The organism is Streptomyces sp. NBC_01808, assembly GCF_035917395.1.
GTDB lineage: Bacteria > Actinomycetota > Actinomycetes > Streptomycetales > Streptomycetaceae > Streptomyces.
Genome location: NZ_CP109072.1, coordinates 3365766 through 3389837, shown reverse-complemented (window position 1 = coordinate 3389837; position 24072 = coordinate 3365766). Strand labels below are relative to the sequence as shown.

At 73.7% G+C, this 24072-nt stretch carries 24 protein-coding genes; 16 read left to right on the top strand and 8 right to left on the bottom strand.

Annotated elements, in window-relative coordinates; genetic code table 11:
- The first annotated feature begins 1 nt into the window (after position 1).
- The 8 genes from OG946_RS14470 to OG946_RS14435 all read left to right on the top strand — a co-directional run bounded on the left by OG946_RS14470 (position 2) and on the right by OG946_RS14435 (position 7637).
- Positions 2-922, top strand: coding sequence for a type II secretion system F family protein (locus OG946_RS14470; RefSeq protein ID WP_326796528.1), 921 nt, complete (start codon positions 2-4; stop codon positions 920-922).
- Positions 922-1866 carry a type II secretion system F family protein gene (locus OG946_RS14465; protein WP_326796527.1) on the top strand — a complete coding sequence of 315 codons (945 nt, stop codon included), beginning with the start codon at positions 922-924 and terminating at the stop codon, positions 1864-1866. The genes OG946_RS14470 and OG946_RS14465 overlap by 1 nt, the downstream gene beginning before the upstream one ends.
- A 38-nt stretch (positions 1867-1904) precedes the next feature.
- Positions 1905-2153, top strand: coding sequence for a hypothetical protein (locus OG946_RS14460; RefSeq protein WP_326796526.1), 249 nt, complete (start codon positions 1905-1907; stop codon positions 2151-2153).
- Positions 2154-2183: 30 nt separating this feature from the next.
- Complete coding sequence (locus OG946_RS14455) at positions 2184-2687, top strand: TadE family protein (protein ID WP_326796525.1); 504 nt, start codon at positions 2184-2186, stop codon at positions 2685-2687.
- A 112-nt stretch (positions 2688-2799) separates the two neighbouring features.
- Positions 2800-3195: a TadE family protein gene (locus OG946_RS14450; RefSeq protein WP_326800250.1), complete on the top strand. Its 396-nt coding sequence runs from the start codon at positions 2800-2802 to the stop codon at positions 3193-3195.
- Positions 3192-3686: a TadE/TadG family type IV pilus assembly protein gene (locus OG946_RS14445; protein ID WP_326796524.1), complete on the top strand. Its 495-nt coding sequence runs from the start codon at positions 3192-3194 to the stop codon at positions 3684-3686. The genes OG946_RS14450 and OG946_RS14445 overlap by 4 nt, the downstream gene beginning before the upstream one ends.
- Positions 3687-3888: 202 nt before the next feature.
- A complete protein-coding gene (locus OG946_RS14440; protein WP_326796523.1) occupies positions 3889-4257 on the top strand; it encodes an SH3 domain-containing protein in 369 nt (122 codons plus the stop codon).
- A gap of 335 nt (positions 4258-4592) precedes the next feature.
- Positions 4593-7637: a LysM peptidoglycan-binding domain-containing protein gene (locus OG946_RS14435; RefSeq protein ID WP_326796522.1), complete on the top strand. Its 3045-nt coding sequence runs from the start codon at positions 4593-4595 to the stop codon at positions 7635-7637.
- Between the two features lie 123 nt (positions 7638-7760).
- On the opposite strand, the gene OG946_RS14430 is transcribed toward OG946_RS14435, so the two are convergent.
- Positions 7761-8456 carry a bifunctional DNA primase/polymerase gene (locus OG946_RS14430; protein WP_326796521.1) on the bottom strand — a complete coding sequence of 232 codons (696 nt, stop codon included), beginning with the start codon at positions 8454-8456 and terminating at the stop codon, positions 7761-7763.
- A 193-nt stretch (positions 8457-8649) separates the two neighbouring features.
- Here OG946_RS14430 and OG946_RS14425 point away from each other — a divergent pair, with 193 nt between their 5' ends.
- The 4 genes from OG946_RS14425 to purU all read left to right on the top strand — a co-directional run bounded on the left by OG946_RS14425 (position 8650) and on the right by purU (position 13235).
- Positions 8650-10221, top strand: a complete 1572-nt coding sequence (locus OG946_RS14425; RefSeq protein WP_326796520.1) for a transcriptional regulator — start codon at positions 8650-8652, stop codon at positions 10219-10221.
- Positions 10222-10260: 39 nt separating this feature from the next.
- Entirely contained in the window at positions 10261-11838 is a 1578-nt protein-coding gene (locus OG946_RS14420; RefSeq protein WP_326796519.1) for a hypothetical protein, read from the top strand.
- Between the two features lie 89 nt (positions 11839-11927).
- Entirely contained in the window at positions 11928-12365 is a 438-nt protein-coding gene (locus OG946_RS14415) for an SCO4402 family protein (RefSeq protein WP_326796518.1), read from the top strand.
- 21 nt (positions 12366-12386) lie between these two features.
- Positions 12387-13235 (top strand): formyltetrahydrofolate deformylase, encoded by an 849-nt coding sequence (gene purU / locus OG946_RS14410; RefSeq protein ID WP_326796517.1) that lies wholly within the window; start codon positions 12387-12389, stop codon positions 13233-13235.
- A 99-nt stretch (positions 13236-13334) separates the two neighbouring features.
- Here the strand turns inward: purU and OG946_RS14405 are convergent, their stop codons facing one another.
- Both OG946_RS14405 and OG946_RS14400 read right to left on the bottom strand, forming a co-directional pair.
- The gene (locus tag OG946_RS14405) at positions 13335-14516 is read right to left on the bottom strand and encodes a zf-HC2 domain-containing protein (protein ID WP_326796516.1); all 1182 of its coding nucleotides are present in this window, start codon (positions 14514-14516) and stop codon (positions 13335-13337) included.
- The gene (locus OG946_RS14400) at positions 14513-15088 is read right to left on the bottom strand and encodes a sigma-70 family RNA polymerase sigma factor (RefSeq protein WP_101423981.1); all 576 of its coding nucleotides are present in this window, start codon (positions 15086-15088) and stop codon (positions 14513-14515) included. The genes OG946_RS14405 and OG946_RS14400 overlap by 4 nt, the downstream gene beginning before the upstream one ends.
- Positions 15089-15406: 318 nt before the next feature.
- Between OG946_RS14400 and OG946_RS14395 the strand changes: the two genes are divergently transcribed.
- Positions 15407-15823 carry an STAS domain-containing protein gene (locus tag OG946_RS14395; protein WP_326800249.1) on the top strand — a complete coding sequence of 139 codons (417 nt, stop codon included), beginning with the start codon at positions 15407-15409 and terminating at the stop codon, positions 15821-15823.
- Between the two features lie 91 nt (positions 15824-15914).
- Here the strand turns inward: OG946_RS14395 and OG946_RS14390 are convergent, their stop codons facing one another.
- Positions 15915-16475: a hypothetical protein gene (locus OG946_RS14390; RefSeq protein WP_326796515.1), complete on the bottom strand. Its 561-nt coding sequence runs from the start codon at positions 16473-16475 to the stop codon at positions 15915-15917.
- On the bottom strand, positions 16472-16777 hold the full coding sequence (locus OG946_RS14385) for a helix-turn-helix transcriptional regulator (protein WP_326796514.1): 306 nt from the start codon (positions 16775-16777) through the stop codon (positions 16472-16474). Before OG946_RS14385 ends, OG946_RS14390 begins: the two co-directional genes overlap by 4 nt.
- 425 nt (positions 16778-17202) lie before the next feature.
- Between OG946_RS14385 and OG946_RS14380 the strand changes: the two genes are divergently transcribed.
- Positions 17203-17703, top strand: coding sequence for an ATP-binding protein (locus OG946_RS14380; protein WP_326796513.1), 501 nt, complete (start codon positions 17203-17205; stop codon positions 17701-17703).
- 298 nt (positions 17704-18001) lie between these two features.
- Positions 18002-18829 carry an NAD(P)H-dependent oxidoreductase gene (locus OG946_RS14375; protein WP_326796512.1) on the top strand — a complete coding sequence of 276 codons (828 nt, stop codon included), beginning with the start codon at positions 18002-18004 and terminating at the stop codon, positions 18827-18829.
- A 125-nt stretch (positions 18830-18954) separates the two neighbouring features.
- Here the strand turns inward: OG946_RS14375 and OG946_RS14370 are convergent, their stop codons facing one another.
- Together OG946_RS14370 and OG946_RS14365 are read right to left on the bottom strand one after the other, a co-directional pair.
- A complete protein-coding gene (locus tag OG946_RS14370; protein WP_326796511.1) occupies positions 18955-20001 on the bottom strand; it encodes a GlxA family transcriptional regulator in 1047 nt (348 codons plus the stop codon).
- Positions 20002-20068: 67 nt separating this feature from the next.
- Positions 20069-21034: an SGNH/GDSL hydrolase family protein gene (locus tag OG946_RS14365; protein WP_326796510.1), complete on the bottom strand. Its 966-nt coding sequence runs from the start codon at positions 21032-21034 to the stop codon at positions 20069-20071.
- 367 nt (positions 21035-21401) lie between these two features.
- Between OG946_RS14365 and OG946_RS14360 the strand changes: the two genes are divergently transcribed.
- The gene (locus OG946_RS14360; RefSeq protein ID WP_326800248.1) at positions 21402-22709 is read left to right on the top strand and encodes an MFS transporter; all 1308 of its coding nucleotides are present in this window, start codon (positions 21402-21404) and stop codon (positions 22707-22709) included.
- 899 nt (positions 22710-23608) lie between these two features.
- Here the strand turns inward: OG946_RS14360 and OG946_RS14355 are convergent.
- Positions 23609-23992 carry an ATP-binding protein gene (locus OG946_RS14355; protein ID WP_326796509.1) on the bottom strand — a complete coding sequence of 128 codons (384 nt, stop codon included), beginning with the start codon at positions 23990-23992 and terminating at the stop codon, positions 23609-23611.
- Positions 23993-24072 lie beyond the last annotated feature (80 nt).

Genomic DNA, 24072 nt, shown 5'->3' with positions numbered 1-24072 from the left:
GATGAACGGATCGGTCTTCTCCGCCACCATGGGCTACGGGCTGCTCGCCGGCGCGGTGATCGGCGGCGGCATCGCGCTGCTCATCGTCGCGCTCCGCGGGCTGCCGGCGAAGCCGGAGCACGAGAAGGAGCAGCAGGGCGAACGGGCCGCGGAGCTGGTGCGCTTCGCCAGCCAGCGGGCGACGCTCGCGGCGGTCGCCGGGCTGCTGGTGCTGCTGCTGACCCGCTGGCCGGTCGCGGGCCTGGCGACGGGCGTGCTGGTGGCGTTCTGGGACAAGCTCTTCGGCGGCGCGGCCGCCGAGCGGATGGCGATGAAGCGGGTCGAGGCGCTGGCCCAGTGGACGGAGTCGCTGCGCGACACGATCGCCGGCGCGGTCGGCCTGGAGCAGGCCATACCGGCGTCCGCCCGGGCCGCGGCGCCCGCGCTGCGGCCGCATCTGGACGCGATGGTCGACCGGTTGCGGTCCCGTACGCCCCTGCCGGACGCCCTGCAGCACCTCGCCGACGACCTCGACGACGCCTCCGCGGACCTGATCATCGCCGCCCTGATCCTCAACGCCCGGCTGCGCGGCCCCGGTCTGCGCGAGGTGCTGGGCGCGCTGGCGAAGTCGGCGCGCGAGGAGGTCGACATGCGCCAGCGCGTGATGGCGCAGCGCGCCTCGACGCGGCGCAGCGTGCAGATCGTCGTCAGCGTCTCGGTGGCGTTCGTGCTCGGCCTGTCGGTCTTCAACCGCGGCTTCGTCGAGCCGTACGGCTCGCCCGTCGGCCAGGCGGTCCTGGCCTGCGTCTGCGGGCTGTTCGCGGCCGGCTTCTGGTGGCTGCGCAAGCTGTCGACGATCGAGACGCCGGAGCGCTTCCTGGCCGGCGCGAAGCAGCAGCCGCAGCAGGTCGCCTTCGTCCGGCCGCGTGAGGAGGTCTCCTGATGGAGTTCCAGGGTGCGGACACGCTGACGTACTCGGTCGTCATCGGCGCGGTGATGGGCCTGGGCATCTATCTGCTCGTACGGGCCATCGCGCCCGGCCGCCGCGGCGCGGTCGCGACGGTCGCGCGGGTCGACGCGCTGCGTGCCCGCGGCTCCGGCCGGACGGTGACCTCCTCGCCGCAGCAGCAGGAGGAGGGGCGCTTCAGCGGGCTGCGCGCGCAGGTCGGGGAGCGGGCCGCGGAGTTCTATCTGCGGCAGGGCTGGGAGCAGCGTTCGCTCCGCTCCGACCTGGCGGTGCTGGACCGCTCCTGGGAGGGCTTCCTGGCCACGAAGGTGCTGCTGTCCGCGGTGGGGCTGGTCTTCGGCCCCGGCGTGTACGCGCTGATCTCGGTGGCCGGCTTCGGCCTGAACCCCGTCATCCCGGTCTGGCTCGCGCTGGTCGCCGCGCTGCTTTTCTTCCTCCTGCCCGACCTGGAGGTACGCAGGGACGCCGCCGACAAGCGCAAGGACCTGCGCCGCGTGGTCGGCGCGTACCTGGACCTGGTGGCGATGAACCTCGCGGGCGGGCGCGGCCTGCCCGAGGCCCTGATGGCCGCGGCCGACATCAGCGACGGCTGGGCCCTGCGCAAGGTGCGCAACGCACTTGCCGACGCCCGCATCACCGGCACCAGCCAGTGGCAGGCGCTGGGCAATCTCGGCGACGAGCTGGGGATCGAAGAGCTGAAGGACCTGTCGGCGTCGCTTGCGCTGGTCTCCGACGACGGCGCGAAGGTGCGCGAGTCGCTGGCGGCCAGGGCGGAGACCATGAGGCACCGCGAGCTTGCCGAAATCGAGGGGGCGGCAGGCGAGAAGTCGCAGTCCATGCTCGTCGCACAACTACTGCTGTGCGCCGGGTTCCTGGTCTTCCTGGTCTATCCCGCGGCGATCCGCGTGTTGCAGGTCTGAGTCATCCCCCCACAAGGCAGAGAGGACGCAACGACGTCATGAAGAACCGCTTCACCAGCACCGGACATCCGGCCATCGACTTCCTGGTCACCTTCCTGCGCGGCCGCGTGGAGCGCGCCCGCTCGGGCGAACTGGACCGCGGCGCCTCCGCCGTGGAGTGGGTGATCATCTCCGCCATCGTGGTGGCGATCGTCAGCGCGGTCGCGGTCATCATCAACCAGGCGCTGTCCGACGGCGCGAACGACGTCAAGGACTGCATCAGCAACGCCGACGCTGACGGCTGCTGAGCCGCCGGCTGACGGGGCGGGCTGACGATCATGGCGACAACGGCACAGGCACCGGCGTGGCTGCGGCGCAGGCTGGACGCCTGCCGCGGCGACGGCGGCGGCGGTGACACGGGGCCGGGGAGCGGGCGGCACGGCGTAAGCGGAGGCGACCGCGGCATGTCCGCAGTCGAGTTCGTGCTCCTCACCCCGGTGCTGTACTTCATGATCTTCGCCACCGTGCAGTTCGGGCTGTACTTCTTCGCGGACCACGTCGCGCAGGCCACCGCGCAGCACGGGGCGCGCGAGGCGCGCAGGACGGCCGAGTCGAACCCGGGCGGCTGGCGGGGCCTGGCCCAGCAGGCGGCGCGGGAGCGGCTGAACACGGTCGGCCCGAAGCTGCTCACCAGCCCGGACATCCGGGTGTACGAGGCGGCGGACGACCGGGTCGGGGTGGCGGTGGAGGGCGGCGTGGTGAACGTCTTCCCGTTCATCGACCTCAAGGCGCGGGCGGAGTCGGAGGGGCCGATCGAGCGGTTCGTACCGGATCTGGGATGACGGGGGACGGGGACGCATGGCTGTGAGCGCGGCGGGCAGGGCGCGCGGCGACCGGGGGGAGCACGGGGCCCGGGAGCCGGGGGAGCGCCGGGACCTCGGGTCCGACCGGGGGGTGACGACCATCGAGGTGGTGATCCTCGCCCCGGTGATGTTCCTGTTCATCCTCGTCCTCGTCGCCTTCGGCCAGTTGGTCGACGGCCGCGGCGGGGTCGACGGCGCGGCGCGCGACGCGGTACGGGCCGCGTCCCTGCAGCGCACCGTGGGCGAGGCGCAGCGGGCCGCGCAGCGGGCGGCGGAGTCGCAGTTGGAGGGCGACGTGTGCAAGGGCCCGGTGGACGTGGACCTGTCGGGGGACTTCTCACCGCCGGAGCCGGGCGCCGCCAGCAACATCATCACCGTGGAGGTGACCTGCGAGGTGAAGGGCCTGGGGATGCTGGGCCTGGACATCGACCCGCGGATGACGGGCTCGTCGTCCGCGCCGCTCGACCCGTACCGGAGGGCGGCATGACGCGGGTGCGTGTGCGGACCGCGCGGCTGCGCGCGGGCCTGGCCGGGCGGGTGCGGAAGCTGGACGACCGGGGTTCCGGCGCGGGTGCGGTCATCATCTTCGCGTTCCTGTTCATGGCGCTGGCGGCGTTCGTGGTCGACGGCGGGCTGGCGATCTCGCAGCGCGAGCGGGCGGCGGACATCGCGGAGCAGGCGGCGCGGTACGCGGCGCAGGACACGGACAAGGAAGCGCTGTACGAGGGCCAGACCGAGTTCGAGGCCCCGATCCGGCACGAGAACTGCGACAGCCGGGTCCAGGAGTTCATGTCCCATGTGACGGTCCACAACGGCGACGTCGAGTCCGCGAGGTGCACCGATAAGGGTGAAGCCTTCGTCGAGGTCGAGATCGTCCTCAGTTACCGCCCGCTGCTGACGGGCCTGGCCCTCAGCGGCCCCCTGGAGGCCACCGGCAAGGCCCGGGCCGAGCCCCGCACGGAGGTCGGCGAGCCGTAGGCGGCGCCCGTCCGGAGCGGGCTGAGACACCCGGCCGGCGGCGGGTGCCGCGGCGGGGATGTGGGCCGTACGCGGGAGGCCGTCCTGCCAATCGGGGGAAAAGGGCCCTCTTCGGCGAGCTAGGCCCCGGACATCGGTCAGATAGTCATACAAACCGGACCGAGGCGACCGCCTCACTCCGATCGACTGTCAAGGGGCATCTGTGCTGAAGAGAAAGAAGACCGCCGTCGCGCTCGCCACGGGAGCCATGGCGCTGGGGCTGCTGGGCGCGGCCCCGGTGGCGGCGACCACGACGACGGGCCACGCGCCCGCCATGAAGACCTGGGAAGACGACTGGAACGTCTCGCAGCGCGGCGTGGTGATCGCCAAGCCCGGCGTCCTGATCCGCTCGCAGCCCACCACCGCCTCGCACGAGAAGGGGTTCATCCCGCGCGGCGAGATCGTCTGGATCGAATGCAAGGTCGAGGGCCAGGACGTGTTCGGCAACTCCCTCTGGTACAAGATCGGCTCCCACAACGGCTTCGTCGCCGCGCGCTGGGTCAAGAACGTGGACCACATCCCGTTCTGCTGACCGTCCGCGGGCGCTGCCCGTACCGCAGGCCGCCGGGCCGCACCGCCGAACGCGGGGCGGCACCGGCGGCCTTGCCGCGCGCGGGCCGGGGGCGGGGCGGGGGCTCGGGGGGCGGCCCGAGGCGGGCCGAGGGTGGCACGGCGCCGTACGCTGCGTGCCCGCGGTGACGAGGTCGTGACGATGCAGTCACCTGTCTGGGCTCGACCCCCAAATCGGCCTTCGGTAACGTCAGGTGGGCAAGTACGGGGACGCCGCCCAGCGGCCGGCGCGCGCAGCGCGCGCACGAGGGGGGCCGCGGTCCGCGCCGCGCCTACCGGGAGGGCTCAGGACCAGCGATGGCACGCAGCAGTGCGAACAGGACTCCGGTACCGGTACGCATCCGGCGCAGGACCTTCGGCGACGTGGTCAGGGCGTTCTTCGCCTTCCTCGCGCTCGTCGTCCTCGTCGTCGGCGTGCCGGGCGCGCTCGCCTCCTTCATCGGCTGGCCGCTGCCCGACTCCGCCCCCTCCCTCAGCATGCTCAACGAGGACGTCACCGCCGACGTCTTCCTGAAGGTCTTCGCGGTCGTCGTCTGGCTGGCCTGGGCGCAGTTCGCCGCCTGCGTGCTCGTCGAGGCCAAGGCCGCCGTCTCCGGGATGGGCATGCCGGGCCGGGTGCCGGGCTCCGGCGCCAGCCAGGCGCTCGCCCGCCAGCTCGTCGCCGCCGTGCTGCTGCTCACCGCCGGCGCCGCCAGCTTCGCGCCCGGCCTCTCCCAGCTCGGCCAGCAGCTCGACCAGCACAAGCCGCCGCCGGTCGCCGCCGCCCAGCAGACCCCGGGCCAGCAGGTCGACACCGCCAGGCCCGCCGTGGACGTCGAGACCCCGCGGGGCCAGGGCGCCGGCGGCGAGGTGCAGAAGGACAGCCGCGAACAGGCCGAGCGGGACACGAAGTTCTACCGCATCCAGCCGCCCGAGGGCCGCCACCACGACTCGCTGTGGGAGATAGCGGAACGGCACCTCGGCGACGGCCGCCGCTACGGCGAGATCTACCAGCTCAACAAGGACCGCATCCAGCCCGACGGTTCCAAGCTCAGCCAGGCCAGCCTGATCCGCCCCGGCTGGATCATGGAGATGCCCGCCGACGCGCACGGCGGCGACCTGGTCGAGATGCCCGACGAGCGCAACGAGGTGTCCAAGTCCGAGGCCGAGCAGATCAACGAGTACGACAAGTCCAGCCCCACCCTCGACGAGCGCGGCTCGGGCGGCGACGACCGGCAGGCCACCTCCGGCCGCGGTGAGCGCCTCGTGCCCGACACCCCCGCCGTCGACCGCGACTCCGCCGACCGCGGCGGCGAGCAGTCGGTCCAGCAGATCCCGACCCGCGAGAGCGACGGCGGCGACGCCGGCGCGGACCGCGGCGACCAGGCGGCCCCCGAGGTGCAGAGCGACGGCGGCGGCATCGGCCTGCCCGAGGTGCTCATCGCCGCGCCGCTGCTCGCCGCCGGCGTGCTCGGCGCGCTGAGCCGCCGGCGCCGGCAGGCGCTGTGGCAGGCGGCGTTCCAGTCCGGCGGCGCGGGCCGTACGGGCGCGGAGCCCACCGGGCGCGCCGCGCTCGCCCGCGACGCGCTGCTCGTCGGCGCCGATCCGGGCGGCGTACGGTTCCTCGACCGCGCGCTGCGCGGGCTGTCCGCCTCGCTCACCGAGGCCGCCCGCCCGCTGCCCACGATCTACGCGGCCTGGCTGACCGACGCCGACCTGTACCTGCAACTGGCGGGCGTGGCCGGCGAGCCGCCCGCCCCGTGGCGTACCGGGCAGGACCAGACCTTCTGGCGCATCGACCGCGCCGACATCGAGAGCTACCCGCAGCCCGACGAGGCCGACGACGCGGCGGCCCCGTACCCCGGTCTCGCCAGCCTCGGCACCCGCGAGGAGGCCCGGCTGCTGCTCAACCTGGAGGCCGTCCCCGGCATCGCCGCCGTCAAGGGCGCGCCCGCGGACCGGCTCGCGGTGCTGTCGTCGATCGCCGCGGAGCTGGCCACGAACGGGTGGTCGGACCGGATGTCGGTGACCGTCGTCGGCTTCGGCGAGCGGCTGACGGAGCTGGCGCCGACGCGCGTGCGCTACCTGGAGGACGTGCCGGCGCTCATCGAGGTCATGGAGGCCGAGTCCGCGCAGCGCGCCAACGCGCTGGGCAACGCCGGCCACGACAGCGTGCTCACCGGCCGTGCCGGGCAGGCGGGCCGTACCCAGTGGGCGCCGCACCTCGTCATCGTCGCCACCGAGCCCACCGCCGCCGAGGCCGACCGGCTCGCGCACCTCGCGGGCGGCTCCTCGCGCCTGGGCATCGGCTACCTCGTCGGTACGGGCCAGGAGGAACTGCCCGGCGCGTCCTGGGAGTTCGAGATCACCCGCGACGGTCGGCTGCGCGCCCCGCTGCTGGGCCTCGAACTGGCCGCGCAGCGGCTGCCGCAGGAGCAGCACGAGGCGCTGGTCGAGCTGTTCTCGCAGGTGGAGGTCGAGGGGGCGGCGACCAGCGGCACGGAAGGGCGCGGGATCTCGGTCACGCGCGCGGCGGGCGAGGTCGGCTTCACCGTGGACCTGTCGGAGCAGGGACGGCCCGCGGTGTACGCGCGGCTGCTCGGCTCGTACGAGATCATGGGCCTGGCCGAGCCGGACGGCGAGCGCAGCCCGCTGCTGCGGGAGGCGCTGGCGCTGCTGCTGTTCCACCGCGAGGGCGTGCACCCGCAGGTCCTCGCGGCGGCACTGTGGCCGCGCGGCGTGACGGACGACGTGCGCGACGCCTTCGTGGAGCGGCTGGTCACCTGGCTGGGCGGGGACCCCTCGGGAACGGCGCGGCTCGCGCCGGACGCGGACGGGCGGCTGGCGCTGTCCACCTCGGTCGTCTCCGACTGGGACGTGCTGCGCACGCTGCACCTCGAAGCGACCGACCCCACGCGGCAGTCGAGCCCGCAGACGCGCGAGCGGCTGCTGAACGACGCGCTGGCGCTGGCCGCGGGCCCGCTGCTCGCCGACCGGCCGCAGGGGCGGTACGGCTGGCTGTCGAACGAGATCGTGGAGGCCCAACTGCCGCTGCTCGTCGCCGACGCGGGCCTGGCGCTGTCCGCGCTGCGCCGCGAGTCGGGGCAGGCGGACGGCGCGGTGGCGGCGGTGCAGGCGGCGCTGGTCGTCGCCCCGGCGGACGAGCGCCTGTGGAACGAACTCCTCCGCGCGGTCCACGCCACCGGAGAGACCCACCGCCTGGAGGCCACCGCCTCCGACCTCCTGGACCGCTCGGCGGCCCTCCACGGCGCCCGCGGACTGCCGCCCCGCACGGAAGCCCTGCTGGACGAACTCCTCCCGGGCTGGCGCACCCGGGCCGGCTCCGCGGGGGCGGCGAGCTGACCGCCCGCGCCGGGCCCGGCGCGGGCGGCTGCAGAGCCGGAAGAGGTACGGGGGGCTGCCCGGCCGGTGAACCGCGACGCTCCGACGCCCCCCTGAGGACCCGCCCGCCCTCGCCCCGGCGCATTACGCGCCCCGGCGTGCTCCTACGCGCTCGCGGCCGCAGGCGTACGCCAGCGTGCTGATCAGCCCGGCCACGTCCGGCAGGTACGCGTTCGACACCGTCGGCCGCCGGATCCACTGCACAGGACCGCTCGTCGCGAACCGCGTCGGCGGGGCCGCCGCCCAGTCGCCCTCGGCGCGTACCGCCAGGTCCAGGGCCGCCGACGAGGCGTAACCCAGCGCGTGCAGGCCGTCGATCACCTTCGGCGTGGCGCCCGGGAGGACGAAGAAGTACATCCGCCGGTCCGGCGTCGCCGCCACCGGGCCCAGCTCCGTGCGCTCCCGTTCCAGCCGGGCCAGCACCAGGCATCCTGCGCTCTCCGCCACGTCCACCACGTCGAACGCCCGCCCGGTGGGCAGCAGTACGGCCGCCCGCGGGTGCTTCGACCACATGCGGCGCAGGGTGGTGGCGCTGGCCGTTGCGGCTGCCTTCCAGTCGCGCCGCGCGGGGTGCGCGCCCGGCGCGTGGCACGCCGTGTCGCCGCAGGAGCACCGCGGTGCGCCGGCCCCGTCGTCGGTCTCCATCCATGTGCCCGGCACCACGTCCCAGTGCCGGTCCTCCGCGTACTGCAGCGCTGCGGACAGCAGTTCTTCGCCCTGCTCGCGCGGGTTCTCTTGTCGGGGTACGTGCGTCGCCTCTGCTCCCGGGGTCTCCTTCACGGACGGCTCAACTCCAGCCGCGAGCAGGGGTTACGGGCCCTCTAAGGGATCTCCCGAAGCAACGTTGCGGCAGCGGGGCGCACGGATGCGCGGGGAGGGAGCATGGCGTTTTCCGGTTATTTCGCGGGAAATGATCGTCCTGCCGGTTCTGCCAGGAACCGGCCGCGCACGGCCCCCTGAGGAAGGACTACCCATGGCCGCCAGGCCAATCGAGGCACGCACGCCGAACGTACGACTTCAGGTGGTGATCGAAGAGGCAGGCTGCTCCAACGCGGGGCTGGCCCGCCGCGTCAACATGTGCGGCCGCGAACACGGCCTCGACCTGCGCTACGACAAGACCTCCGTGGCCCGCTGGCTGCGCGGTCAGCGCCCCCGCGGCCAGGCGCCCGCGATGATCGCCGAGGCGCTGGGCCGCAAGCTCGGCCGCGCGGTCACCCTGGACGAGGTCGGCATGGCCGACTCCCGGCACTCCGGCACCGCCCTGGGGCTCATCTACGCCCCGACCGTCACCGCCGCCGTCGAGCAGGTCTGCGAACTGTGGCGCGCCGACGTGGGCCGGCGCGAGGTGCTGACCCGCGCGACCCCCGTGGCCTCCGCGCTCGTCGAGCCCAGCCGCGACTGGCTGATCAGCGCGCCCGGCCCGCCGCTGGCCCGTACCTCGGGCAGGGCCGTGACCCGTACCGACGTGACCGCCGTACGGGAGACCACCGCCACCCTCGCCACCCTCGACCGCCGGTACGGCAGCGGCCACTACCGGCCGGTGACGGTGCACTACCTCAACTCCGTCGTCTCCGGCCTGCTCGCCGGCCGCTACGACGACGCCACCGGCCGCGAACTCCTCGCGGCCGCCGCCCGGATGACGGAGCTGGCCGGCGGCATGGCCGCCGACACCGGCCTGCCGGGCGTCGCGCAGCGCTACTACGTCCAGGCCCTGCGCCTCGCCGACGCCGCGGGCGACCGCGCCTTCGGCGGCTACGTCCTGGCCGCCGGCATGAGCCGGCTGGCCGCGGCGCTGGGCAACCACCGGGAGGTGGTGCAGTTGGCCCGTACCGCCCGCGAGGGCACCCGCGACCGCGTGCCGCCGCGCGCCGAGGCGCTGTTCAGCGCCGCCGAGGCGCGGGGCGCGGCGGGGCTGGGCGACGAGGCGGCGTTCCGGGAGGCGGCGGGACGGGCGCGGGCCGCGATGGAGCAGGCGGAGTCGGGCGGAACGCGCGCGCCGGGCGCGGCGGGCGGCGCCGGAGCGACAACCGCGACGATCGCGACAACCGCGCCGGGTGCGCCGGGTGCCGCGAGCGCGGCCGGAGCGACGGGTGCGACGGGCGCGACCAGCGCTGCGGCCGGCGCACGGGATCCCGCGCGCGACCCGGCGCGCGGGCGCGAACCCGCCTGGCTGGCCCGCTTCGGCCGCCCCGCCCTCGCCTACGAACTGGCCTGCGCCCTCCTCGAACTCGGCCGCTTCGAGGCCGCGCAGCGGTGCGCGGAGGAGGCGCTCGCCGGGCTGCCGGAGTCCTCCGCGCGGCTGCGCTGCCTGGCGCTCGTCGCGCTGGCCCGGGCGCAGTGCGGGCGGCGGGAGCCCGCGCAGGCGTGCCGTACGGGCGCGCGGGCGCTGCGGCTGCTCGACGGGCTGGCCTCCGGCAGGGCGGCGGCCGAACTGACGCGGCTGGCGCGGAGCCTGGAGCCGTACGAGGCCGAGCCGGCGGTGCGGGAGTTCACCGCCCGGTGCCATGGGCTGGGCTCTTGGCTCACCGCGGCACCGAGCAGGTAGTGTCCGGACGGTCAGAGTCCGTACCCATGAGGAGTCCCGTTGACCCACGACGGACACGGCAGCGAGCCCCGGCGCGAGGAGCGCGCGGGAGCGGTGCCCCCCGCGTCGGACGGCGCCGGGCCGCCCCCGGGCGGCGAGCCGTGGTGGGCGCAGGACCCGTCCCCGGCCGCGGCAGCCGCCGAGACCGAGGACGAGTCGACGCAGCAGATACGTCACCTCGGCAACCGCCCGGAGCGCCCGCAGCCGCCGGCCGCCCCGCCGGCCGGCCGGCAGCCCTGGCCGCTCGCCGCCTCCCCGGGTGCGGCGGGCGCGCCGGGCGCCCCCGCGGGCCCCGGCGCCCTCGGCGGCCCGGAGGCCGCCGCCGCCACGGGCCACCCCGGTGCCGCGCCCCAGCCGCCGTACGGCGGGCCCCCGCACCAGCCGCCCGCGGGTCCGCCGCCGGGCACCGCGGACGACACGGCCGCGACCCAGCTCATACCCCCGGTCGCCGCCGCACCGCAGCAGAGACCCGGCGGGGACGACTCCGACGCCACCCAGCTCATCCCCTCGCTCCCTGGGTCGTACGAGGCCCCCAAGCCCGGCGCCTACGACCCGCCCGACGCCGCCGAGCCGCCCCCGCACCCCGGCGCCCCGCCCGGGCAGCCCCCGGCGCAGCCGCCGTTCGCTCCGCCGGCCTTCGACGAGGACTCGCCGCGCTCGCGCCGCCACGCGGCGCCGGTGCACACGCAGTTCGAGGGCCTGTTCCGCGACGGCCCCGGCGGCCCTGGCGCCCCCGGCGGCGACCCCGGCGCCACGCAGCGGCTCCCCCCGGTCCGCCCCGGCGCCGCCCCCGCGGGTGGCCCTCAGCCCCCGTACGGCGCCCAGCAGCCCGGCGCCCACCCCGCGGGACCGCCCCCCGGCCCGTACGGCAACGGCGGCCCCGGCGGACCCGGTGGCCCCTACTACGACGATGACGACGACCGCCGCGGCGGCATCCCCCGCTGGGCCGCCATCGCCATCGGCACCGCCGCCTGCGCCGCCGTCGGCATCACCGCGGGATGGCTCCTCAGCAGCGGCGACGGCGGCGGCGACACCGCCAGCGGCGCCACCCCCAGCGCCAGCGCCGACCAGGACCCGGGCGGCGAGGACGACGGCGGCAAGGACGACGGCGGCGAGAAGCCGGTCAAGGACGACCCCGCCAAGGCGCAGGCCGAGGAGCTGGACGCGCTGCTCGCCGAGAGCAACGACAGCCGCGACGCGGTGATCAGCTCGGTCGCGAACATCCGCGAGTGCAAGGCGCTCGGCAAGGCCGCCAAGGACCTGCGCGACGCGGCGGGCCAGCGCCGCGACCTCGTCGCCCGGCTCTCGGACCTGAGCGTCGACAAGCTCCCGTCGCACGAGGACCTGACGCGCTCGCTCACCGACGCCTGGAACGCCAGCGCCTCCGCCGACGACCACTACGCCGCCTGGGCCGACGCCGCCAAGCGCGGCAAGGGCTGCGGCGGCGGCGGGAACCACCTGTCGGCGGGCAACAGCGCCAGCGGCGAGGCCACCACCGCCAAGGAGGAGGCGGCCGGGCTCTGGAACCCGATCGCGGACGAGTACGGCCTCACGCAGCGCCAGGCGACGCAACTGTGAGCCCCGCGAACGGCACCGGGAAGGACGCCGGCGGTCCCGTCGGTGAAAGGGCTTCCCGCCGCGACCGCCGTTACTCCACCATGGTGCCCATGCCCATCAACGACATGCCGTGGTGGCGCTGGCGCGCCAATGTGCGCTCCGCGCTGCACATGCTCTCCGACCCGGATTTCCAGCGGGAGTACTGGGCGGCGGGGACGGCGGGGTACGGGGACGTCACCGACGCCGTCTACCGCCTCGTCGAGGACACCTGGCTGGACAACTGGTCGGCGGAGAAGTACGTCGGGACGATCTTCCGCGACTCCCGCGAGGCCGCGCTCGTCGACGTCGCCGTGCTGCGCGTGCTGCGCATCATGCACCAGGTCGGTGCGGACTCGCCGGTCTCCGTGTACATGGAGAACCACGCGTGGCCCGAGGCCGTGCGCGCGGCGCGCGAGGCGCACGTGCGGCTCGCGGAGAACGACGGTGACGACCCCGACGCCCCGCCGCGCTCCCTCGAAGTGCTGGCGATCATGACGGGCGCCGCCTGACGGGTGTGGGATCGTAGGCCCATGAGCGAGTACGTACTGACGCTGTCCTGCCCGGACAAAAAGGGCATCGTGCATGCAGTCTCCAGTTATCTCTTCATGACGGACTGCAACATCGAGGACAGCCAGCAGTACGGCGACCCCACCACCGGCCTGTTCTTCATGCGGGTGCACTTCTCCGCCGAGCCGCAGGCGAACGTCGACAAGCTGCGGGCCAGCTTCGCAGCGGTGGCGGAGTCGTGGGCGATGGACTGGCAGATCCACGAGCAGGGCACGAAGATGCGGGTGCTGCTCATGGTCAGCAAGTTCGGGCACTGCCTGAACGACCTGCTGTTCCGCGCCCGTATCGGCGCGCTGCCGGTGGAGATCGCGGCCGTGGTCTCCAACCACACCGACTTCGAGGAGCTGGTCGGCTCCTACGGCATCCCCTTCCACCACGTGCCGGTCACCAGGGACACCAAGGCGGAGGCGGAGCAGAAGCTGCTGGAGCTGGTCCGGGCCGAGGACGTCGAGCTGGTGGTGCTCGCGCGCTACATGCAGGTGATCTCCGACGACCTGTGCAAGCAGTTGGAGGGGCGGATCATCAACATCCACCACTCCTTCCTGCCGAGCTTCAAGGGCGCGAAGCCGTACCACCAGGCGCACGCGCGCGGGGTCAAGCTGATCGGCGCCACCGCGCACTACGTGACGGCGGACCTGGACGAGGGCCCGATCATCGAGCAGGAGGTCGAGCGGGTCGGGCACGAGGTGACGCCGGAGCAGTTGGTGGCGGTCGGCCGGGACGTGGAGTGCCAGGCGCTGGCGCGGGCGGTGAAGTGGCACAGCGAGCACAGGGTGCTGCTGAACGGCACGCGCACGGTGGTCTTCGCGTAGCTCCCGCGCGCCCGCGGTAGGGTCCGCGGTCTCGTACGCCCCTGAAGGCGCCGTACGCGCCCGCAGGCGGCGTATGCGCCCGGGAAGCCCTGCGGCCCCCTACAGCCGTGACAGTGACGCGGTCGCGTACAGGAAGTCCTCCACCGCCTCGCGCTCCCCGTCGCGCCCCACCGCCGCCTCCGCCGGCGACACGTGCCCCGCCGCCAGCCGGCAGAACTCCAGGCCCTCCAGCGCCACATGGGCCACCGCCCGCTCGGGACCCGCGACCGCCGCCGGCGAGTCCAGCGGGAGGTACCAGTTCCCGCCGCCCTTGCCCTCGATCTCCAGGTGCAGCGTGCGCCCCGGCGTCCCCGCGGCCACCAGCGTCCGCGGCGGCGCCGCGCGCCCCGAGCGGCGCCGGTCGGCCAGCGTCTGCGGCAGCAGCCGCGCCGCCAGGTCGATCATGAGGTGCATGTGCTCCGGCGTCGGCGGCACGTACGGGTAGTCCACGGCCTCCGCGATGTCCCAGGCGTGTATCCAGCACTCGAAGGCCCGGTCCAGGAAGGCGTCGCGCAGCGGCAGCGACGCCCCGCCGCCGTACGGCACCTGCACGTCGCCGACGCCGCTGCCGGCGAACCCCGCGGTCCGTATCAGCGTGTACGTCTGGTTCCGCCACTCGCCGCGCATCTTGCTCGCGTGCTTGCGCCGGAACTCCCGGGCGAGCGACTGCTGTTCCGCGTACGACGAGCCGGCCACCCGCCACAGCGCCTCGGTGCGCTCGGTCGGTGAGGCGACCGTGCGCGGGTGGGTCCCGGCGGCGGGCGCGTCCGCGGCCAGCGGGTCGGGGAGGCCGAGCGCGAGGGCCAGCAGGCCGTCCACGGCCAGGAGATGGCCGATGACACCGGCCACCGACGTCTCCCGGACCGCGGGACGGTCGTCGTCGTACCAGGCGAGCTGGACCGGAGCGCCCCAGTCCGCCTCGTTCATGTCGGCCAGCAGCGCGTCGAGCCGGGCCGCCTCGGCGTCGTACGGCACGGACCAGCCCGGCATCGGGATCCCCGGCATCCGCCGCGTCAGGCACAGCTCCAGCACCCGGCTGCGCAGCGCGGGATCCATGTCGAGGTTGTCGTGCGGGTGCAGGAGGCGTACGGCATCGCGCAGCCGGAGCGCTTCGTCCGCGCAGGGCGCGCAGTCCGTCAAGTGCGCCTCTACGGCGGCGGTCTCCTCGGGTGCGCAGGCCGCTAGCGCCCACGCGCCGAGCAGGGACTTCAGCCGGCCGTGGTCGTAGGGGCCCATGATCATGAAGGCCGCCCGGCCTCGGTGTGCGCGGTCGCGAGCATCTGCAGCCCGAAGCGCAGCCGGCGGCGGGCCTCGTCGGGCGAGACGCCGAGTTCCTCGGCCGTCTGGCGGTAGTCGCGGCGCTTGAAGTACGCCAGCTCCAGCGCGGCGCGCTGCGGTTCCGGCATGGACGTGACGATGTAGTCGGCGCGGGCGGCTGCGGAGACGGCGCGGATGCGCTCCTCGCTGTCCTCGATCTCCCCGGCCGCACCCGCCTGGATCACCGCCCAGCGCAGCCGCCGCACGGCGTGCTTGTGCGCAAGACCCGCCAGGAAGGAGCGCAGTTGGCCGCGCTTCGGGTCGTACGCGTCCGGGTGCTGCCAGACGTACGAGAACACCTCGGCCAGCACGCCGTTCGCCTCCTCCTCGTTCTCCAGCACGCGCTGCGCGAGGCCGTAGACGAGGGGCGCGAAGCGGTCGTACAGCTCGCTCAGCGCCGCGGCCTCGCCGCGCGCGAGCCGCTGCTGCATCTTGCGGTTCCAGCGCGGCGGGACGGCGCCCTGTCCGGTGCCGTGCGGTCCGGTGCCGTGCGCCATGCGCCCCCCATCCGTCGCCCGCCCCCTGGTTACCGGTGTCAACGAATGTAGCGCCGGAGAGAGGGGGCGTACGCCCCAGGAGCGTTATCTCTACCGCATGACGCGCAACAGAAGGCAACGAATTGCCAACGGTTATCCAGTGCTGACCGGAATGCGTGGGACGTGTGGGGCGATTGCGCATAGGGTCGGTGTTTCATCTTGTGTGCTGCGGGCACAGCAGGTGACACGTGCAACACAGCAGATTGCGGATGAGTGAATCGGGCAGGCGAGCGGGCACGGCAGGCTGACAGGCGACGGAAGGACAGCGACCGGGTGTCTTTGCTGCAGGTGACCACCGACAACCGAGGCGACTGGTACGTCCTGTGGGTCTGCGGTGAGCTGGACCTGGTCACCTCGCCGCGCGTGCGGCAGCACGTGCACGACGCCGTCGCCGAGGGCCGCCGCCGCCTCGTCCTCGACCTCTCCGCGGTCCGCTTCTGCGACTCCAGCGGCGTCGGCGTGCTCATCGCCGCGCGCCGGCTGCTGAGTTCCTGCGGCGGCGAGTTCCGCCTGATCCTGCCGGCGGACGGCGGGGTGGGCGCGGCGGGCGCGTCCGGGGGCGTCTCGGGGACCGCGGTCTCCGGCGGGGCGCATGTGAACCGGGTGTTCGCGGCGCTGGGCGTACGGCGGCTGTTCGCGGTGTACGCGGACGTGGACGACGCGACGAGCGGCACGGCGGAACCGCTGTCGGCCTAGCCGGGGGAGCGGGGCGTACGCGCCCCTGAACGCCCGTACCGCCCGCTACGGCCGGTCCTCACCCTCACTCCCGCCCCTCACCCCTCACCCCTCACGCCTCCTCGAACTCGGCCTCCTCCGCGGGCTCGTCGCGTGCCTGGAGCCCGGCGACCCACAGCGGTATCAGCCAGACCACCACCACCGCGTACACCAAAACCCACACCGCGGGCACCCCCGGCAGCCCGTCCGCGCCCACCGCCTCGGCGAGCACGAACACCCCTGCCGCCACGGCCAGCAGCGCCGTCGCCGCCCGGTGCGCCACGGCCCCGGCGCGGTCGCGGTCGGCGAGCTGCCGCTCGTCCAGCATCCGCGTACGCAGCTCCAGCAGGCCGCGCGTGCCGCCGTTCAGGACCCCGGTGGCGACCACCCACAGCAGCAGCAGGACCGCCAACGGCGCGATGAGCCAGGCGTCGTCGAGGGCGTAGAGCAGGGTGATGCACGTCAGGGTCGCACCCGTGAGCGCCACGTGCGCCCCCACGGCGGCGCGGCGCCGTCCGGCGGTGGCGAACACCGGGCGCCCGGCGGGGTCGTTCATGACCCGGAACATGGCGCGGTCGTACGGCGTGGCCTGCTTCGCGTCCCCGTGGGGGCGCTCGGTCGTGGGCTGGGTCATCGTGCTCCCCTGTCTGCGCTGCCGTGCTCGTGGTCGTTCCTGTTGTCGTTCCTGTGCGTCCCGTCCGCCCCGTACAGCTCGTCGCTGAGCGGGCGGAACGGCCGGAGGGCGAACAGCACTTCCACCGGCAGTTCGAAGTACTCCGCTATGCGCAGAGCGAGGTCGAGGCTCGGGTTGTACTGCCCGCGCTCGATGTGCCCGATCGTCTGGTAGTGCGCGCCTACCGCCTCGGCCAACTGCTTCCGCGACACGCTCCGCTCTGCGCGGATCACCGCCAGTCTGTTGTGGACCTGCTCGCTCATGTATAAGAAGTTATACATGGAGGATCGTCGGCGCAAGGGGGAGGCCCGGCGATTCGACTACGGAGAGTGCCGAAACTGGGCAGAGCGCCAACACGCTTGGGGGAACTCTGCCGTTACGCAACGAAGTCGGCCCCGACTCCACTACCCTTCATCGGGTGCGAGTTGTCATGCGGCGACACGGACCCGCGGCCCGCGAATCGGTGGCCGGGGCGGTGCGGAATTGCCGGACTCGTACAAGGTCACAGCAGCATGAGGGGTCGATGCCGGACCGGCGTTCGACCGTCGGGCGCGAGCGTCGCACAGTATGCCGCACGCGCACTCTTTCGCGCTGGGATATGCCCGAAGCGCTTGTCGCTGTGACGCTACGTCAATCATCCTGGACGGCAGAGAGATCACGCAGCGTGATCCCGAGGATGGTGTGAGCGGTGCAGACCCTGCAGGTACAGCTCAAGGTGTGGCCCGACCCCGTTGAGGTCGGCCGGGCCAGGCGATGGACGCGGGCGCGGCTGGCGTGGACCGGGGTGACGGCCGACGAGCCGTACGCCGAGTCGCTGGTGATGCTCGTCTCCGAGCTGGTCACCAACGCCGTCGTGCACACCGACCGCCCCGCCGAGCTGCGCCTCGCCCTCCCCGCGTCGGCCGCGGACTGCGGCCCGTACCGGGTGGAGGTCGTCGACACCTGCGCCGCCCCGCCGCGGCAGCGGCGCGCGCAGGAGTACGAGACGCACGGCCGGGGGCTGGAGCTGGTCGACGCCATCGCCGACCGCTGGGGCTGGCAGGCGGAAGGATTCGGCAAGGTCATCTGGTGCGAGATCGACCGCGCCTGCGCCTTCGCCCCGCCGCGGGGGGAGCGCGCGGACGGCGCGGACGGCGCGCTCTTCGCGGGCGCACACGAACACGCACGCGCCGGCACGAACAGCACGTGACACCTCCGGTGCGGAACAGGTGTTGACGAGTCGTACGGGCCTGATCACCCTTGTGGGCAGCGATTCGTCGTGAGGGGACGCCGAGGGTTGCCGGCCGGTCGGACGCCCTTGGCGAAGGCGGGTCGCGCATCCGGCGCAAGTCCCCATCCGCCGATGCCGGGTGGCGGTTCGACGTGCAGGGCTCGGGGTTGCACGGGCGCGCCGCCACTCGACCCTCTCTTCGGCGCGTGGCGCGATTCTTGCGAATGATGGCGATACGGCTCTCGTCCCCGGCCCGTAGCGGCGCGAAGCTCGAAGCATGAACGTCCTCTGGCTCTTCGCCCACCCCGACCACCGCTCCCTCAACGCCGCACTCCGCGACGACGGCATCCGCGCGCTGCGCGCCGCGGGGCACGAGGTCCGGCAGAGCGATCTGTACGCCATGGGCTTCAAGGCCGTCCTGGACGCCGACGACTACGCGGGCGGCGACGCGGACCGTCTCCTGGTCGGCGACGCCCAGGAGGACGCCTGGCGCGCGGGGAAGGTGAGCCCCGACATCGCCGCCGAGCACGAGAAGCTGGCGTGGGCGGACGCGCTGGTCGTGCACTTCCCGCTGTGGTGGTTCGGGCCGCCGGCGATCCTCAAGGGGTGGTTCGACCGGGTGCTGGTGCAGGGGCTGGCGTCGAAGGTGAAGGACGCGGAGGACAGGACGCGGCGGTACGGGGACGGGGGCCTGGCGGGGCGGCGCGCGCTGGTGGTCACGTCGGTCGGCGCGCGCGAGGCGAGCTTCGGACCGCGGGGCATCCACGGGCACATCGACGAGGTGCTGTGGCCGCTGCACCACGGCACGTTCTTCTACACGGGGATGGCACCGCTGCCGCCGTTCGTCGTCTACGGCGCGGACCGCCTGACCCGGGAGGCGTACCCGCAGGTGGCGTCGGGTCTCGCGGAACGGCTGCGGGACCTGTGGACGACCGCGCCCCTGCCGTACCGCCCGGAGCGGGGCGGGGACTACGACGAGGAACTGACGCTGAAACCGGAACTGGCCGCGGGCGAAACCGGCTTGACCATCCACCGCAAGCAGCCAAGCAGCCGCCCAACACCCCGGCAAATCCCCCCACTTCCCCGCACACCCACCCTAGGGTAGGCCACCCCTCCGACAACCCCGCGTCCCCGCCGCAGGCGGCCGGCACCCCGGCCGACACCCCCGCCTCAGACACCCCCGCCTCAGACACCCCCGCCTCAGACACCCCCGCCTCAGGCGACCGCGCCTCAGGCGACCGCGCCGTCCGACTCCGCGCGGAAGGTGCGGCGGTACGCGCTCGGTGAGACGCCCAGCGCCGTCTGCATGTGCTGCCGCAGCGACGCCGCCGTGCCGAAGCCCGCGTCCGTCGCGATCCGGTCCACCGGCAGGTCCGTGTCCTCCAGCAACTGCCGCGCCCGCTCCACCCGCTGTACCGTCAGCCACTGCCCCGGGCTCATCCCCACCTCGTCCCGGAACCGCCGCGTGAACGTCCGCACCGACATCGACTCGCACGCCGCCAGGTCCCGCAGCGCCAGCGGCTCGTGCAGCCGCGCCAGCGCCCACGCCCGCGCCTTCGCCGTCGTCGACACCGCCGGCTCCGGCACCGGCCGCCGCACGAACTGCGCCTGGCCGCCGTCCCGGTGCGGCGGTACGACCGTGCGCCGCGCCACCTCGTTGGCCACGGCGGAGCCGTGGTCGTGCCGGATCATGTGCAGGCACAGGTCGACCCCGGAGGCCACCCCCGCGGACGTCAGCACGTCGCCGTCGTCCACGTACAGCACGTCGGGGTCGAACCGCACCTTCGGGAACAGCGCCCGGAACCGGTCCCCCGACGCCCAGTGCGTCGTCGCCGGCCGCCCGTCGAGCAGACCCGCGGAGGCGAGCACGAACGCCCCGGTGCAGATCGACGCCAGCCGTGTCTCCGGCCGCACGTACGCCAGCGCGCCCGCCAGTTCCGCCGGCAGCCGCCCGCGCGTGTACGCCTCGTCCGCCTCGTGCGACGCGGGCACGATCACGGTACGGGCCTGGGCCAGCGCCTCCGGCCCGTACCGCACGTTGATCGTCACGTCCGCGTCCGTACGCACCTCACCCGGCGCGACCGTGCAGGTCACGACCTCGTACAGCGGATCCCCCGCCGCACTCCTGGCCCGCCCGAAGAGCCGGTGCACGATCCCCAGCTCGATGGGCAGCATCCCGTGCCGTACGAAGACCGCGACGGGATGCCGCTCCGGATGCCGGAACACGGGCACCGAGACCGCCTCCTGCACCACGACGGGCCGCTGCACACTTCTCATGGCCCAATCCTGACACACCCCGGCCTCCGGGCCAGAGGTGCCCGGAGGCCGGGGTGCCGGGCGCCGGTCAGTCGATGGCGTTCAGCATCGCCTCTTCGACGTGGTCGGCGGCGTTGCGGTGGCCGAGGGCGTTGGGGTGCACGAAGGAAAGCTGGTCGGGGAGGGTGACGACGCCTTCGACCCACTTGGTGTCGTCGCAGACGCTGTGGTCCTGGGAGGAGGTGTAGAGGTCGACGAAGTCGGCGGCTTCCTGGGTGCCCGTCGACTTCTCGATGGCCTTGTTGAGGGGTTCCAGGACATCCTGGCGCAGCCAGGCCAGGTCGCCCTGGGTGATCGTGCCGAACTTCGTGAGGTCGCCATAGCCGCACTTGGCGGTGTCCTGGGGGACGACCGTTGGGTAGCCGACGGTCAGGATCTTCGCCTCCGGGGCGCGCTCGTGGAGCACGGTGAGCATCCGGTCGTACTCCTGGCTCACCTTGTTCAGCCGGGCCTGGATGCCGGCGCCCAGGGCGTCCTTGCACGGGGTGCCCGCGCCGTCGTTCTCGCCGCCCACCTGCATGCAGGTGTTGAGGATTTCGGCGAAGCCGAGGGTGTTGCCGCCCACGCCGACGGTGATGACGTCGGTGCCCGGGCCCACCGCCTCGGACTGCGGCGGCACCGCGGGGAAGGGGTAGTCCGGGTCCTCGGAGAGGGGCGGCAGGTGTCGGCCGATCGGCTCCTGGGGCGTGTCGGTGACGTTCTCGATGGTGGCGGCACCGCAACTGACGTTGGTCAGGTCGAAGAGACCGTAGAGGTCGCGGTCGATGACCTGGGGGTACGACCGGTCCGTGCGCTCGCAGCCGTCGCGCGGGTACTCGAAGGCGTCGCCCGCAGCCCGGATGACCCCGGCGGTGTAGGAGTCACCCAGGGCGACCCACTGGCGGTCTGCCGCGGCGGCGGGTTGCGCCCCGGCGAACTGGGCGGGGACGACCGCGCCGGCGGCGAGGGCCGCGGCCGAGCCGAGCAGGGCCAGACGAGTGCGAAAACGGGTCACGAATCCTCCAGGGATACGTCGTTGATGTCGCTCCGAGCCTAGAGAGATGGCAACTGAGAGCACTAGATCCAATACGGACAGTAATGGTCGAGGGGTGGAGGGTGCGTCTTTGTGGGTGAGAGGGCTCGGTGTGTCGACCGGATTCCGCCGGTTGGTGACCGCTGGGGTGCGGCACTTGCACAGCATGGGAAGCTGCTTGATCGTCTGAGGGCTCACGGCCGGACGTGTGTCCCCTGGGTGGCTGTCCGGTTCTCGATCCCGGGCGCGATGCTTGGCCCGATCCTTGCACACCTTGACCCTCGGGCCACTCGTTCGGGCGTGGTCCCCGGGCCATCCTCGACAGGTGACGCAGCCATCGACGCCCTCCGTGCGTACCGAGACCGACACCGGCGCTGCCGCGCCGGTGAAGCCTCCCGCCAAGTGGCGTGTGCATCGTGCCTGGTTCGTCGCGGCGGTGACCTTCGTGACCGTCGTGGCCGCCGCCGCCTTCGTCGCGCTCCCCGGGCTGCTCATCGGCCCCCTGCACGACGAGTTCGGCTGGTCCCGCGGCACCATCGGCCTCGCGGCCTCCGTCAACCTGACGTTGTACGGCGTCACCGCCCCCTTCGCCGCCGCCCTCATGGACCGCTTCGGCATACGCCGCGTGGTGGCGGTCGCCCTCCTGATGATCGCCACCGGCGCCCTGCTCAGCCACTGGATGACCGCGAGCTGGCAACTGATCCTCTACTGGGGCCTCCTCATCGGCCTCGGCACCGGCTCCATGGCCCTCGCCTTCTCCGCCACCGTCACCAACCGCTGGTTCGTCAAGCACAAGGGCCTCGTCACCGGCCTCCTCACCGCCGCCACCGCCTCCGGCCAGCTCGTCTTCCTCCCCTTGCTGTCCTGGGTCGTGGAAACCCACGGCTGGCGGCCGGCCACCGTCACCGTCGCCCTCGTCTCCGCCGCCGCCGTCCCCTTCGTCTGGCTCCTCCTCCGCGACCACCCCGCCGACGTCGGCCTCGCCCCCTACGGCGCCGCCGAGTTCGTCCCCAAGCCCCCGCCCCAGCGCGGCGCGGCGGGCCGAGCCCTGCGCGTCCTGCGCGACGCCTCCCGCAGCGGTACGTTCTGGCTCCTCTGCGGCGCGTTCGCCATCTGCGGCGCGTCCACCAACGGCCTCATCCGCACCCACTTCGTGCCGTCCGCCCACGACCACGGCATGGCCATGACCGCCGCCGCCTCGCTCCTCGCGCTCGTCGGCATCTTCGACATCATCGGCACCATCGCCAGCGGCTGGCTCACCGACCGCTACGACGCCCGCCGCCTGCTCGCGGTCTACTACGGCCTCCGCGGCCTCAGCCTCATGTTCCTGCCGCTGCTCCTCGGCCCGTCGATCCACCCGCCGATGATCTTCTTCATCGTCTTCTACGGCCTCGACTGGGTCGCCACCGTCCCGCCCACCCTCGCGCTCTGCCGCGAGCACTTCGGCGAGGACAGCGCCATCGTCTTCGGCTGGGTCCTCGCTTCCCACCAGATCGGCGCCGCCCTCGTCGCCTGGCTCGGCGGCGTGGCCCGCGACCTCACGGGCTCGTACGACATGGTGTGGCTGGCGTCGGGCGGCCTGTGCGCGCTGGCGGCGATGATGTCGCTGGTGGTGAGGCGAGGACGAGAGGACGAGCCGGTACGGGCCGCGGCGTAGGAGCTGCCGGGCCGTTGCCTGGCGGCTGGCTGCTCGTGATCGGTCCGCTCGGGTCAGTCGGCGCGCGGGTCAGTCGGCCCGTTCGTCATCCGGCCTACTCGTGCCCTCACGCCCGCCCAAGGGTATGCGGCTGGTCTGACAGTGCGGGGGCGGTGGGGCGGGGCGGTTGGGCGTTGAGCTGGTACGTGGTGTGGGTGTGGGTCGGGTGCGGGGGTTCGGTGTCGGGCTGGCTCTGTTCCGTTGGGTGGGTCGGTGTGCGGGGGGTCCGGGTCGGGGTGGGCGGTGTCGTTGGGGTTCCCACCGGGCCACCCGTCTCTTGAGTGTGCGGGCCTGCGTGCGCCGTCAAGGGCGTTCCCTCCGCTTCGCTGCGGGAACGTCGCTTCGCGATGGTGCTTCGCCCCACCCTGGACTGCGGACTCCGGCCCGTGACAGACCGGCGGCTATGGGTGGCCCGGAGGGAGCGGCGTCCCTTGAAGCCGCGTACGGATCGGTCGTCCCGCGACGGGGGGCCGGCCACCGGAGGCGGGTCTGCCCCGTGCGCGGACGGCCCCGGCGTCGGTGGCGGATGGCACCGGGGCCTGCCCGCTTGTCGGCGCCACCGGCGGGGTGGTCCCGCTGGGGCTTCTGGTCGGGTGCGGCTTGGCGGGTGGTGCTGGGGTGAAAGCCGGGCTGGGTGGGTGTTTTGCCCGGGTTTCTGGCTGCTGTTGCGGCGACTTTGTGGCGGTGGCGCGCATTCCGGGTGACCTGGGCGCGGAGCTGGCGGCTGCCCGGTGGGTGGGTGCGTCTGGAGGGGCGAAAGTCGGCGCTGGGGGCCTGATCCGGCGCGGATCGGGGGGTGTTACCGCGAGTTACGGCCCAATTTCTCCGCCCCCGAGCACGGAGGCCGCGTAGGGCGGGCGTCAGGTGTCGAGCTCGCACCACACGATCTTTCCCACGGCCTTGCGCTCCGCCACCCCCCACCGGTCCGCCATCTCCTCCACGAGCAGCAACCCCCGCCCGCGCTCGTCCTCCACGTCGCACGTCCGCTCCCGCACCGGCACGCGCTCGCGCCGCGCGTCGGCCACCTCGATGCGGATCACGCCGTCGACGCGGAGCCGCATCGCCACGTGGAAGTCCCGCCCGGGCACCCGCCCGTGCAGCACGGCGTTCGCACACAACTCCGCGACCACCGTCTCCAGCCTCAGCGACACCTCCCCGTTACGGGGGAAGCCCCACGTCTCCAGCCGCTGAACGGCAAGCAGACGGGCGAGGCGGGCGCCACGGCGGCTGGAGGTGAACTGCATCGCGAACGTCCGGGCGAGCGCGGTCGGTTGTGCGCCTGGGGCGCGTTCCGGTTCTCGTGCAATCGTTGGGGGATTCATGG